11 protein-coding genes are annotated in these 12,630 nt (G+C 63.1%); 6 read left to right on the top strand and 5 right to left on the bottom strand.

What is annotated here, in order from left to right; translation table 11 throughout:
- Positions 1-47: 47 nt before the first annotated feature.
- Positions 48-1,460: a sigma-54-dependent transcriptional regulator gene (locus Pla111_RS06605; RefSeq protein WP_146572543.1), complete on the top strand. Its 1,413-nt coding sequence runs from the start codon at positions 48-50 to the stop codon at positions 1,458-1,460.
- A 25-nt stretch (positions 1,461-1,485) separates the two neighbouring features.
- Here the strand turns inward: Pla111_RS06605 and Pla111_RS06600 are convergent, their stop codons facing one another.
- Positions 1,486-1,998 (bottom strand): DUF6960 family protein, encoded by a 513-nt coding sequence (locus tag Pla111_RS06600; protein WP_146572541.1) that lies wholly within the window; start codon positions 1,996-1,998, stop codon positions 1,486-1,488.
- Positions 1,999-2,169: 171 nt separating this feature from the next.
- Between Pla111_RS06600 and Pla111_RS06595 the strand changes: the two genes are divergently transcribed.
- From Pla111_RS06595 to Pla111_RS06575, 5 genes are all read left to right on the top strand, one after another.
- Positions 2,170-3,669: a hypothetical protein gene (locus tag Pla111_RS06595; protein WP_146572539.1), complete on the top strand. Its 1,500-nt coding sequence runs from the start codon at positions 2,170-2,172 to the stop codon at positions 3,667-3,669.
- An 87-nt stretch (positions 3,670-3,756) separates the two neighbouring features.
- Entirely contained in the window at positions 3,757-4,344 is a 588-nt protein-coding gene (locus tag Pla111_RS06590) for a hypothetical protein (protein WP_146572537.1), read from the top strand.
- A gap of 289 nt (positions 4,345-4,633) precedes the next feature.
- Positions 4,634-5,026 (top strand): hypothetical protein, encoded by a 393-nt coding sequence (locus tag Pla111_RS06585; RefSeq protein WP_146572536.1) that lies wholly within the window; start codon positions 4,634-4,636, stop codon positions 5,024-5,026.
- Positions 5,027-5,332: 306 nt separating this feature from the next.
- Positions 5,333-6,100, top strand: coding sequence for a segregation and condensation protein A (locus Pla111_RS06580; RefSeq protein WP_146572534.1), 768 nt, complete (start codon positions 5,333-5,335; stop codon positions 6,098-6,100).
- Between the two features lie 147 nt (positions 6,101-6,247).
- Complete coding sequence (locus tag Pla111_RS06575) at positions 6,248-7,087, top strand: MBL fold metallo-hydrolase (protein WP_146572532.1); 840 nt, start codon at positions 6,248-6,250, stop codon at positions 7,085-7,087.
- A 58-nt stretch (positions 7,088-7,145) separates the two neighbouring features.
- Here Pla111_RS06575 and Pla111_RS06570 read toward each other — a convergent pair whose 3' ends face one another.
- From Pla111_RS06570 to Pla111_RS06555, 4 genes are all read right to left on the bottom strand, one after another.
- Entirely contained in the window at positions 7,146-8,585 is a 1,440-nt protein-coding gene (locus Pla111_RS06570) for an arylsulfatase (RefSeq protein ID WP_231930788.1), read from the bottom strand.
- Between the two features lie 23 nt (positions 8,586-8,608).
- Entirely contained in the window at positions 8,609-10,186 is a 1,578-nt protein-coding gene (locus tag Pla111_RS06565) for a 30S ribosomal protein S1 (protein ID WP_146572530.1), read from the bottom strand.
- A 528-nt stretch (positions 10,187-10,714) separates the two neighbouring features.
- A complete protein-coding gene (fhcD, locus tag Pla111_RS06560; RefSeq protein WP_146572528.1) occupies positions 10,715-11,599 on the bottom strand; it encodes a formylmethanofuran--tetrahydromethanopterin N-formyltransferase in 885 nt (294 codons plus the stop codon).
- 78 nt (positions 11,600-11,677) lie between these two features.
- Positions 11,678-12,517, bottom strand: coding sequence for a DUF4974 domain-containing protein (locus tag Pla111_RS06555; RefSeq protein WP_146572526.1), 840 nt, complete (start codon positions 12,515-12,517; stop codon positions 11,678-11,680).
- Between the last annotated feature and the right edge of the window lie 113 nt (positions 12,518-12,630).

Below are 12,630 nucleotides of genomic sequence, written 5' to 3'. Positions count from 1 at the left end.
GGTATTTGGCGACACAAGTCGTGTGCCAATCACCCCGAAAGCTCAAGATGACCGTCGGCTCCCCCCCCGCTGCGCTCCAATCCGCCTCGCTCCTGCTGGTCGATGACGACCACCACGTGCTCGAGTCGATGGCCGATTGGCTGCGGAGTTTTGGCATGCAGGTTGATGCCGAATCGAGCTACGCCGGCGCTTTGGACCGCATCACCGCCCGTTCGTACGACCTGGTTCTGGCCGATATCCGTCTCCGCGATGGCGACGGCTTCGACCTGCTCGAACAATCGCTCCGCCGTCGGCCCGGCACCCAGGTGCTGCTGATGACCGGCTACGGAACCGCCGACTCCGCGATCGACGCGGTTCGCGCAGGGGCCTTCGACTACCTGACCAAGCCCCTGATCGACGACGAATTGGTCATGGCACTGGAGCGTGCTCTTTCGCAACGCAAAGTGCTCGCAGAAAACACCGAGCTGAAGCAGCAGCTGGATCGCAAACACGGCATGAGCCACATCATCGGCTCCGACCAGCGGATGCTGCGCGTCTTCGACATTATCGAGAGCGTCGCCAACACCCGCGCGACGGTGCTGGTTACCGGTGAGAGTGGCACGGGTAAGAGCCTGATCGCACGAGCGATCCACACCCGGAGCGAGCGCCGCACCGGCCCGTTTGTCGAAGTCGCGTGCGGAGCCCTGCCGGAGAACCTGCTTGAGAGCGAACTCTTCGGCCATGTTGCCGGAGCGTTCACGGGAGCAACGACCAACAAGGTGGGCAAGTTCCTCCAAGCCGATGGCGGAACGATCTTCCTGGACGAGATCGGAACGGCTACGCCTGCCATGCAGGTCAAGCTGCTCCGGGTGCTGCAGGAGCTCGCCTTCGAGGCGGTGGGCGGCACACAAACACACCGGGTGGATGTACGCGTTGTTCTGGCTACCAACGAAGACCTGGCCCAGCGTGTTGCCGAGGGGGCGTTCCGCCAAGACCTGTACTACCGCATCAATGTCATTAATCTCGAGCTGCCGCCGCTGAGGAGCCGTCCGAGCGACATCCCGCTGCTCGCCAAGCGATTCTTGGAAGAGGTCCGCGAAGACGCCAATCGGCCAGGCGTGACGGGGTTCTCCGACGAGGCGCTAGCCGCGATGCAGCGCTTTCACTGGACCGGCAACGTCCGCGAGCTGCAAAACGTCATCGAGCGCGCCGTCCTTTTGGGCAAGGGAGAGGTGATCCAGCTTTCTGACCTGCCGGTCGAGATGCGGTTGGTGAACCCGCACGCGAGTGGTTCAGCGGGCTACACGGGCCAGACGCTTAAAGAAGCCCTTGAAGGCCCTGAGCGACAGATCATTCTCGAAGTGCTCGAACTCAACGGCTGGAATCGCAACGAGACCGCCGATCAGCTCGGCATTAATCGCACAACGCTCTACAAGAAGATGAAGCGGCTGGGGCTGGAAGACCGCATGCCGGTGAGCTGAGCGGTCCCCGTGGCGGGGACGGGCTTCAAGGGTCTAGCAACTCGAAGTCGCCCTCGTCTCCGGAAGGTTCGATCCGAAATTCTTCCTGCGGACGCGGGGCTTCCGTGTGGCGAAGGTCTTGCGCCGTGTAGGCGTGTTCGAAAGGCGTGCCTTCCACGCCCAGCAAGAAGTACTCGATCCGTCCTTCGTGCTCGTTCCAAAGCACGTCGCGAACGTGCCCGGTGTGCGGCTCGTTGGTCATCCCCCGGGGGCGGACCTCGACCATGTCGCCGACTTCAAACCCTTCCGATCGCAACTCTCGCCAGAGGGTGCGTCTTACACGGATCTGTACCGATCCGTACCTCATCACGACATAGTCCTCTGGCGTAGCGGGCTCGATTCCCTCGCGACGCCACACCCGAGAACTGGGAATCACCGATCGCGCGACCGCGACGTCCTGCGGATGAACCCAGTTGTCGCCATCCTCAGGCCACCACGGGAAGTAGCCGTGTTTGGGGTCGGTCTTGAGCGGCGGTAACGGTGGCAGGGAATCGGACATCGCACCAACGATTATACGGATTATTCTATCCTCAGTCGCACCACCTACCGTGGCGAGCAAAGACTCGTCTCGGCTGCTGGCCTAAACTGGTGCAGGGGCCCCGCCGCGTTATTCGCGGAGATACCGCCCTGCCCTTCTGACAACGATTGAGTCGCCCCCCTCGGGTCCGTCATGCGTACGCAGCAATTTTTTGATCATCACGGCGTGCAGAGTAATCCGTTTGCCGAGGAAGACGCCCAAACCGACCAGGTCTTCAAGTCTCGCTGCGTCGAGGTGCGTCATCCGGCCTGGGACAAGGTCTTCGGCGATCCGGCGGACCCCGCGACCTCGGTCGTCTTCGGCGAGAAGGGTGCCGGCAAAACCGCCATGCGGTTGCAGATTGCCGACGCCATCAAGACGCACAACGCCCACGCGCCCAAGGGGGATCGGCTGTGGGTTGTCGAATACGACGACTTCAACCCGTTGCTCGACCGCTTTGCCGATCGGCTGCCTGCCCGCAAGCAGCGGGACCCGAGCCGGGTGCTCGCCGAGTGGAAGCTCTGGGACCATATGGACGGCGTGCTGTCGCTGGCGGTGACCGATCTGGTGGATCGCCTGTTGCACGCCGCCACGCCCCGCGGGCCGGCGGCCAATCGGATCGATCCGGCAGACGCTCGCAACAAGCTCGATACTGCCCAGAAACGCGATCTGCTTCTGCTCGCCGCGTGCTACGACGACTCACACGCCGAGCCGCCGCTGGAGCGTTGGAAACGGCTTAGCCGGTCGATCGGCGGGGGAACCTGGCGGAGCTGGTACAGCGCACTGCTGGGCGTGGCAATCACGATCGCGGTGCTGGGTCTCATCGCCTGGTCTCGCGAGTGGTCGTGGCTTAAGACGGCCTGGCCCTATTTGGCGATTCTGCTGGGCTGGTCGCCGTGGATCTATAAATGGTGCGACCGCCAGATCGCGGCGGGGTCAATCCGGCGTCGGTTGCGGGTGATTCGTCGCGACGCGACCGCCCTGCGTCGGCAGCTCATGTGCCTCGATCAGTCGGCTCTGGCGAACCAGCCGCTGCCGATCCATCGCCGCACGGACGACCGCTACGAGCTGCTCGCGAAACTGCAAAGCGTGCTCCGCTCGCTCGGTTCGAGCGGTGTTGTCGTGCTGGTTGACCGTATCGATGAGCCGCACCTCACCGGTGGCCGAGTCGAACACATGCGCGATTTTGTCTGGTCGATGCTGGACAACAAGTTTCTCAAGCAACCCGGCCTGGGTGTGAAACTCCTGCTACCGGCCGAGCTGCATGAGCACTTAGCCCGCGAAGGACGTGACTTCCATCAGCGCGCACGGCTCGACAAACAGAACGTGGTGCCCTCGCTCGACTGGACTGGCGAAGCGCTCCTGGACCTTGCCAATGCGCGATTGCTGGCCTGCGCCGCGGAAGGACGCCGGCCCCTGCTGCGCGACCTAATCGATCCGGCCGTCAGCGATGCACGACTCATCGATGCCCTGCGATCTCTTCGCACGCCCCGGCACGTGTTTAAGTTCCTGTTTCGGATGCTGACCACGCACTGTGCCGCTCACATCGATGGCCAGCCCGTGTGGAAATTCTCCCCGCAGACTTTCGAGGCGGTGCTAGCGGTTTACAGCCGCGAGCAGGCGTCGGTGGATCGAGGGCTTGTGGCCGGATAGCAAGCCAACCCGACGTTGACGTCAAGGCAACGGTTTGGGACGGTCGCACCCCAGTCCCACCGTCACCAGCCCCCGACAGGCCTCACGATGAGCCACCGCGTCGAATATCCGTTGCTCCTGGTTTGCGTTCTGGCGCTACAAACTGGCTGCGGCCAGCCGGTTCCTGCCACCGCACCGCAAGCTGCAACTGTGGCACCAACGGGGCCCGCGGCAGTCGCCACGACTAGCGAGCTGCGGGTTGCGGCCGAGCGGTTTGTTGCGGCGCTGCTGAGCGGCGACGCGGCCGGGGCTTCACGCTGGTTGACCCCCACGGCTGCACAGCGTGTCGCAACCGAGCCAGACCTGCTAGCGAGCGTGGGTCCCTCAGAATTAGCCCTCGAGATCGCCGAAGCCCGGCTTGTTGATACCGATCAAGGGGTTGTGCAATGCCTGCTGACTCCCACGGGAGAAGGGCAAACGGAGGAACTTTTGTGCCTGCTGCGTCGCGGCTCCAACGGCTGGAGAGTGTTCGGCTTAGCGTGGGACTCCGGCCTGGGGGCCGAACCGCGCGTGCTCCAGTTCGAGCCCGCCGACGAAACCGAGGCGACCGCGGGACAGTATGTCGAGGCACCGGCCACCCGCCCCGCCGCACGCACAGCAGCGATCGATGCGGAACCGGCTGCGGATCGGCGATAGAGGACCCTCCAGCCTTAAGTCGTATTGGTTCAAAGACTTGTGCGATTTTATGGCCTTTCTGTGCCATAACTTTGCGCTGTTTTTTTCCAGAGCGCAAGCAGGGGCCCTTTACAGCAGAAAGGGCGGTGATAACCTCAATCACCCAGGCCGCATTTTCGACCCAGTCGCCGCAAAGGCTGCAGGTGCGAAAGTGGCCCGGCGGCTCCCGCCTCGGTGGCGGCAGCAGAGAACACCAGGGCGGGAGCCAAAAGTCCCGCCTCCCACCCTGATCAGTTTCTGGAGAGTCACTATGTCGTTTGTTTCTTTCGTGCGTGCGACGATGATCGCTGCTGTGGCCGTTGTCGCCCTGTCGAGCGCCAGCAACGCCGACGCGTTCGGTTGCCGCAAGAACCGTTGCTGCAAGCCCGCCCCGGCGTGCTGCGAGCCCGCCCCCGTCTGCTGCGAAGCTGAGCCCGTTTGCTGCGAGCCCGCTCCCGTTTGCTGCGAGCCCGCTCCGGCCCCTTGCTGCGAGCCCGCCCCGGTTGTTGAGACTTGCTGCGAGCCCGCACCCGTCTGCTGCGAAGCTGAGCCCGTCTGCTGCGAGCCCGCTTGCGACCCCTGCTGCAAGCCCGCCAAGAAGCGTTGCGGCCTGCTGGCTCGCCTCCGCGCCAAGCGTGCCTGCTGCGACCCCTGCTGCATGTGAGTTGGTTGTGCGGCGATTCGCTTGCCGCCTTCCGAACCCACTTAGATCGATTAGCTCGCCGCTCGTACCTACGGGCGGCGAGCTTTTTTTGCTAGCAGGCAGAGTTGTTTGGCGAGATTCTCAAGTACTGACAGCATCGAGGCGGCTGGTTCGTCTCCCGCAGACCGACTTCGCCTGTTAAAAGCCCGGCTTGGCAAACCGTTACGGTGTGGAAGAGGCCCTCTGCATGAAGTCGGCCCGGCTTTGCTAGGCCAACTCTAGCGCGCTGGCAACTGCCCCACCTGCGTCCCCGCGTCGTGACTCACTATGGAATTTCGCGTCACGATCGAAGGCTTTCACGGCCCGCTCGATTTGTTGCTCTACCTGGTCCGTAAGGACGAGGTAGAGGTTGCCCAGCTCTCGCTTTCGGCAGTGATCGATCAGTACCTCGCTCACGTCGAGCGTTTGCAATCTCTCGACATCGACGCGATCGGCGACTTTTTGGAGGTCGCCACCGTACTGATCGAGATAAAGTCGCAGATGGTTCTGCCCGACGAATCGGTGTCCGCTCCCGAGGAAGTCATCGAGTCTCAACATGACTTGGTTGAACGACTGCTGGAATACAAAGAGTTCCGCGACCTTGCAGAGCGATTGGCGGCCCGCAACGAGGCGTGGGGCGCCCGCCGTTCGCGGCGTGCCCTGCCACCCGTGACCGAAGAACCTACCACTCGACCGATCGAGGCGATCGAGGTCTGGGACTTGGTGAGCGCGTTTTCGCGGGTGATGAGCGAACGGCTCGCCAAACCCGCCGAGCCGACCACGATCCGTTACGATGACACGCCGGTCCATGTGCACATGCAGCGGATCGATAAGCACCTCCGCTCGGCCACAGCGCCGGTCCCTTTCGAAGAACTCTTTATCGAAGGCCCGGTTCACCGCTCGACGCTGGTGGGGCTGTTCCTGGCGATCCTCGAGCTGGTTCGATACGGTCACGCGCTGGCGGAGCAGCCCGAGCGATTCGGCCCGATTGTCGTCCTACCCGGTCCGCGGCCTCTGCCGGCGGGATTCGGCCAGACGACACTGTCTGCCGCATGAAGGCCTGAAGACGAGGATTAACGATAGGCCTCCGGCGGGCCCGGGTGACGCCACCTGCCATCCGGCTAGAATCGCTCCTCTGACCGTGACGTTATGCTCCACGGTGACCGCTCACTGCCCCCACTGACTTAGCCCGCCCCGATTCCGTTGGTCGATAACGCCCCGGTAAAGACGCTCCAGCACGACGACCTCACGATCGAGGGGTACAGCCGCGCAGCGGTCCAAAGCTACTGGCGGCTGCCTGAGCTAAATCTGGGCTTCGATCTGGGGCTGCAACCGTGGAGCTTCATGGGCACGGAGACCTGGTTTGTCTCGCATGCCCATCTGGACCATATCGCCGCGCTGCCGGTGTATGTCGCCCGACGACGCATGATGAAGATGGAGCCGCCGCGGATTTTTCTACCTCAAGAGAACGTCGAAGCGGTTCAGCAGCTTCTGGCGGCGTTCATCAGGCTTGATCGGGGACGGATGCCCTGCGAGCTGATCGGCGTGTCTCCAGGAGACGAGATCGAGCTCTCGCGTGAGCTGGTCGTCAGCGCCCACGCGACCACGCACACGGTCCCCTCGCTCGGGTACATCGTTTGGCATCGTCGCAACAAGCTGCTTCCCAAGTACGAGGGACTCAGCGGCAACGAGATCCGCGACTTGCGGCTGGCCGGCACCTCCGTCACCCACGAGATCCGCCTGCCCCGCGTCGCGTATCTGGGAGACAGCTCGCCCAAAGGGCTCGACGCGACGCCCGACATGTATCGGGCCGAGGTGCTAATCGCCGAGCTCACGTTCGTCGCTCCCGAGCACCGCAAAGAGAAGATCCACAAGCACGGCCACATGCACCTGGACGACTGGGTCGAGCGTGCCGCGCTGTTTGAAAACCAGCTCGTGATCGCCGCTCATTTGAGCACGCGCTATCACCCTCGACAGGTCGAGAAGATGGTGCAGAAAAAACTGCCCGACATGCTTGGCGGTCGCCTGCATCTGTGGTTGTAGCGTGGAGTTGCTCACGCCGGTGAACCCCAGGCAGCAAGCTTTACCCGGGCGGAGGGATTCACCGACCAAAGTCGAAGCGTTCCGATGGAGTCCTTGCCGAGTCCATCAACTCGCTCAGCTCGCGGACCAGTTCGGGCCTATCGGCGGCCAGGTTGTGGCTCTCGGCGGGATCGGTCGGCAGGTGATACAGCTCGGGCACCCCGGCGGGTTCTTTACGCACGTTCTGACGAACGATCTTCCACGCTCCGCGACGCAGGGCTTGCCGACCGCCCTGCTCGTGGAATTCCCAGTACAGATAATCCCGTTGGGGAGGATCCCCCTGCCCCAGGAGCACGGGCACGAGCGAGACACCGTCGATTTCGGCAGGAGTTTCCGCTCCGGTCACCTCGCACAGCGTGGGCAACCAGTCCCACCCCGCTGAAGCAAAGTCGCTCACGCCTCCGGGCGTGATATGTCCGGGCCAGCAGGCGATCGTTGGAGCTAGCAAGCCTCCTTCATACAGGTCACGCTTGTGACCGCGATACGGACCATTAGAGTCAAAGAACACGGGGTCTTGCCCCCCCTCCTTGTGCGGCCCGTTGTCGCTGGTGAACACAATCAGCGTGTTGTCCGTGAGGCCAAGCTCCTCCAACACAGCAACAATCTGGCCTACGTCGCTGTCGAGCTGGGTGACCATCGCGGCGAAGGCCGCGATCGGGTTGGTCGTTTTCGTGTGGGCGTACTCGCCTACGCGTCCCTCGAATTGAGCGAACCGGTCGCGCCACGGTCGCACCCGCTCGGCGGGGGCTTCCATGGCGGCGTGCGGCAGCGTGGTTGGCAAGAAACAAAAAAACGGCTCAGCTCGGTGCGCGCGCAGAAAAGCGATGGCTTGCTCGCGGATCAGGTCGGGCGTGTAGGCCGCGGGATCCACCGCGACACGCTGCGTATCGCTCCACAAGTAATCCGTAAAATAGCGATGGGCGTGAACTTGGCAGTTGTAGCCAAAGAAGCGGTCAAACCCTCGGCGTGTTGGATCACCGGCCGATCCAGGGTAGCCCAGGCCCCACTTGCCGAACGCACCGGTCGCGTAGCCGGCTTTGTGGAGCACCTCGGCGATGGTGGGAGCGGGGCCAACCATCGGCGACTGCCCCTCCGAAGTCCGCAGTGGATCGCCCCCCTGCTGAGGCGCCCTGCGATGCTCTCGGTTGCCGCGAATCTCGCAGCGGCCCGTATGCAGGCCGGTCATCAGCGCGCACCGCGAGGGTGCACAAACCGTGCTGCCGGCATAGTGCTGCGTGAGCCGCATGCCACGCTCCGCCAGACGGTCTAGGTGGGGTGTTTGGAAGCGCTGCTGACCGAAACAGCTCAGGTCGCCGTACCCCAGATCGTCCGCGAGAATAAAGACCACGTTCGGCGGCCGAACCGGCGTTGCGGCCGGATCGAACGCCTCATCTGCCTCGGCGCAGGCAAGCCCTAGCAGCACGGCGAACACCATGCTGGTGGCTATCGCCAGCGGCAAGCGACTTTCACTCCGAAGCGCGATCACCACTTAAGGCCAAAGTTTTCACCGCCGGTCGGCGTGCTGATGCCACCCTTGAGTCCCTTGAAGGACTGACGGGGTTGGCGAGTCTCAGGCTCGTCGGCGTATTCGGTCTCTTTCTTGCCGCCCTCGGGCTTCGGCGGAGGAGCCATCATCGCTTTCAGCGAGAGGGCGATCCGTTGCTTACCCCGATCGACCGAGACAACTTTCACTTCGACATCTTGCCCTTCGCTGAGCACGTCGCTGACGCGGTGGATGCGCTTGTGATCGAGCTCCGAGATATGGATCAGCCCCTCGACCCCCGCTTTGAGGCGAACAAAGGCGCCAAAGTCCATGATCTTGCTAACCTTGCCCCGGGCAACGGAAGCAATCGGGAAGTCTTGCTCAACGGAATCCCACGGATTGTCGGCCGACTCGCGGTAAGAGAGCGCAATCTTGCCGGTCTGCTGATCGATTTTGTCGATCTTGACCTTGATCTGCTGCCCTTCGGAAAGCACCTCTTTAGGATGCGTGATGCGGTCCCAGCTGAGCTTCGAGACGTGAATCATGCCGTCGACTCCGCCCAAGTCGACAAACACGCCGAAGTCACGCAGGCTGCGAACAACCCCTTCGCGGGTCTGTCCGGGAGCCAGCTCGGCGAGCAGCTTCTCGCGATTGGCCGCCTTGTCTCGCTCCATCACCGCGCGATGACTGAGTATCAGATTTCGTTTGCCGCGGTTGGCCTCTGTGATGACCGCGGTCATCTTTTGGCCAACGTACTCTTCAGCGTTCTCGACCCGGTAGACCGAGATCTGCCCCATGGGCATGAAAGCGCGGATGCCAGAGACCTTGCACTCCAAGCCACCTTTGTTGTGGCTTGTGATCGAGACCTCGACGGTCTGTCCGACCTGAACCTCGTCCCAGTTGCCGATGTCGATAGCGGCGGTCGGCAGCTTCAGCTCATAAGTGCCCTCGTCGGCATTGAGCGAAACCACGACCACCTCGATATCCGTTCCTTCCGCTGGTGCGTGCGCCGCGGGAGCTTCCTCGCTCGGCGAGGGGGCAACGGCTTCATCGGCTGAGGCTGACACCGCCTCGGCGGCCACCGAGCCGCCGGAGCCCTTAACTTCAAACTGCTTAAGCGGCACGAGGCCCTGGCGATTGCTGCCCAGATCAACGATCACCGCGTCGCCGGTGACCTGCAGGACACGTCCCTTGATCTTGGTTTCAGGCGGCAACTCGTCGGGGGCGGCCGCCGAGTCCATCGCGTCTTCGGCCGAACCTTCTGCGAGGATCGCTTGCAGCTCTGCCTCTTGTTCTGTGGAGAGCTGCGCACGAACGTTCGGCGGCGGATACTTCTTGGCATCGCGGGGCGTCTCGGCTCCGGTGCTGACGGGCATCACCGGCTTCGGTTTAAGCTCGAGTGGCTGCTCCTCTTGCGCGTCACGCTGCGTGCCGATCCGCAGACGCTCGCTCGGGCGATCGCCCGATTCGGCTCCGGCCTGCGCGTTAGCCGCCGCGGAAGAATCCGTGGGACGCTCGTCGGAAGGAGAAGAGATGGAAGACTCGATCGGCGCGGACGCCTGCGACTCGCTGCTCATCGGGCTCGTGGCCTTGGGACTCTCGCGAAGGAGGCCGCACCGCGGACTCCGCTACTACTCGATATCGACTCCATCGATCCGTCGACTGCTTTCCTGTGTGGGAGCGTCGAGGGGGGCGATGGCACAGCCGGAAGTTTACTCATCCACCGCCCGTGCTTGCAACGATTCAACCCACTCCGACTCGCCCCGAATCACCCCTGCCGCGTTCGCTTGAGCGTCTCATGAGAGGGCTTCTGGCACGAATTCAAGCGGCCCGCGCCCCCAAGGTTTACTAGTGAAACGGCGTTTCTACCTCGGCAAAACGCGGGCGGCGAGTCGCTCGGGCCCCACGTGGGCCGGTTGTCGTCCGTTGGTCGAGGCGGCGAGCTGAGAACGGCTGACTTTTGGCGCAAGTGCCTCAGAAAAAAACGGGCGATCAAGGCTGTGACCGCCTGAGAGCCTCGTCCGCGACCCTGACGGGGGTACCCCACGGTGAGAGCCGCACCCGGCAAGCTACCTGGAAAAAGCTTCCCGACTGTGGACGCTGCTTTACCGCTTCTCGCCATCAGCCAGCTCAACAAGCGGGATAACAATCTTGCCCAGTTTGCCACCGTACGAGCTTGCCGTGATACCGAGCACCGCGGGCCCCTGGCCCGTACGGATCGCAATCTGCATCGCTTGGCGGAGCAAAGTTTCTTCTGCGGCGTTGATGATGACCTCGTAGGCCACCGTGGCACCCTCTGGCAACCGTGTCGCGACGCGGTCGCGGAGCGTCGGGCAATACGCTTCGTTCGTCGAGGCCACCAGGGCCGAGTAACGGGAGCCGACTTTGCTGCCGCTCCGGCAAACGCCGCCGGGGAACGGCGTGATGACCCCCGCGAGGTCGGCGAGCGCTAGAGCCGCGCTGCGCGCCGCCGCGAGCACCGGTGCCGGAGCGCTCCCCATAAAGATCAGGTTGCCTCCCGCCACGCCCGACGCAACGCCACAGGTGGCTGGGATCGCAATGTCGCCCTCCATTACCGGAAGGACCCAGGCTTGACCACTGGTGCGCTCGTGGCCATCGCCAAAGTAGTGCAGGTAATCACCCAGCGGCGCACGCTCGGCGGCTTCCGGCAAGCCATCGAAGAGCGCAGCGGTGGGGCATGTCAACACGGCTTGGCCCACGCGGTTGGCGATCGCCCGCGCCACCTTAGCGACGCTGAACGCAAACGCCATGATCGCCACGCCGGGTCGGCCATCGGGAGTTTCGTTGCCCGACAGTCGGCGTTCGACGGCCAGCTCGGCATCGCAGCCGATGACGCTTGTGCCATAACCGGTTAGCGCGGCAGTCGCAGCGGCGAGCCACTCTTCATCTTGGGCCGTAACAATCACGCGCGTCCAGGCGGCGTGGAACGCTTCGCAAACGGCCGAACGATCAAGCGAATCTCGGGCCAATCAGTTCATACCTTGAGTTTGATCGAGCGGCGTTGATAAGTAGCGTGGCAGGTACCGGGGCTGCCAGGCATTAAGGGCCTAAAATTGGCCGCCCCCACTTAATCCTTGTTCTCCGAATACATCTTCTACCACGGGGGGCTGCCAGTTGTCGTCCAGCGGAGCCTCGCGCAGCCCGGCAATCAAGCGCTGGATTGATTGGTGCGCGGCCGTATCACCACTCACCACCAGCGCGCCGCGTTGGGGCACGACCATCACCTGCACGTCCCCCGTGGCGTTGGCAGAAAGGCATTTCTGGATGGTGGCCACGAGGGCCGCATAGTCGGGCACCGAGCCGAACAGATCACGCACCGGATAGATCGCCACGCAGGCAATCTCTTGGGCACGATTCTCGCTCGTAATCGTGAGGACGCCATCACGCACCGCATAGGTCAAACTCAATTTGCGGAGCACCGACTCCAAGGCCACGCCCAGCTTGGCATCTTTCAACGAACTGGTCACCGGCTCGTCGGTACCGATCCCCGCTTCGTCGAGCGCGTTGCTATCGAGAATTATCTCGAAACCGAATGTATCTTCGACGAATGCGACCAGCTCTTCGAGCGGGATCTCTTGAAAATCAAAGCCGGCCGACCCCAACGACGCATCGAGCTGGCGGAGGATTGCTTCGCTGCGTTCGGGGTAGGCATCGAGCCAGATGCGCCGTTGGGAAGTCACCGCGGACTGCTGGGGGACTGCCTCGCCGGTTTGTGATAGGCCTGGCTCTTTGGATTGTGGTTGGGCGGAATCCAGCGATTCACGCACGACTTCCACCGCTGCGGGCTGAATCGCCTGCACCGTGGCTGGCAACAAGAACGCGAGTAGCGTGAGCACGCCCAACACGGCTTGGCCCAGCGGAGCTAGCGTGGCTAGGCACCGTTTCAACCTTGCATCGGCCCGTCTTCGATCACCTGCGCGCATCATTTGCCCCTTTTGAAGAAAGGAGGGCGGTATCCCGAGCCAACCGGTTAACCCGCCCACGGTACTGTTCCGTGGGC

The organism is Botrimarina hoheduenensis, from assembly GCF_007859815.1.
Taxonomy (GTDB): Bacteria; Planctomycetota; Planctomycetia; order Pirellulales; family Lacipirellulaceae; genus Botrimarina; species Botrimarina hoheduenensis.
This window is presented reverse-complemented; position numbering and strand designations above follow the sequence as displayed.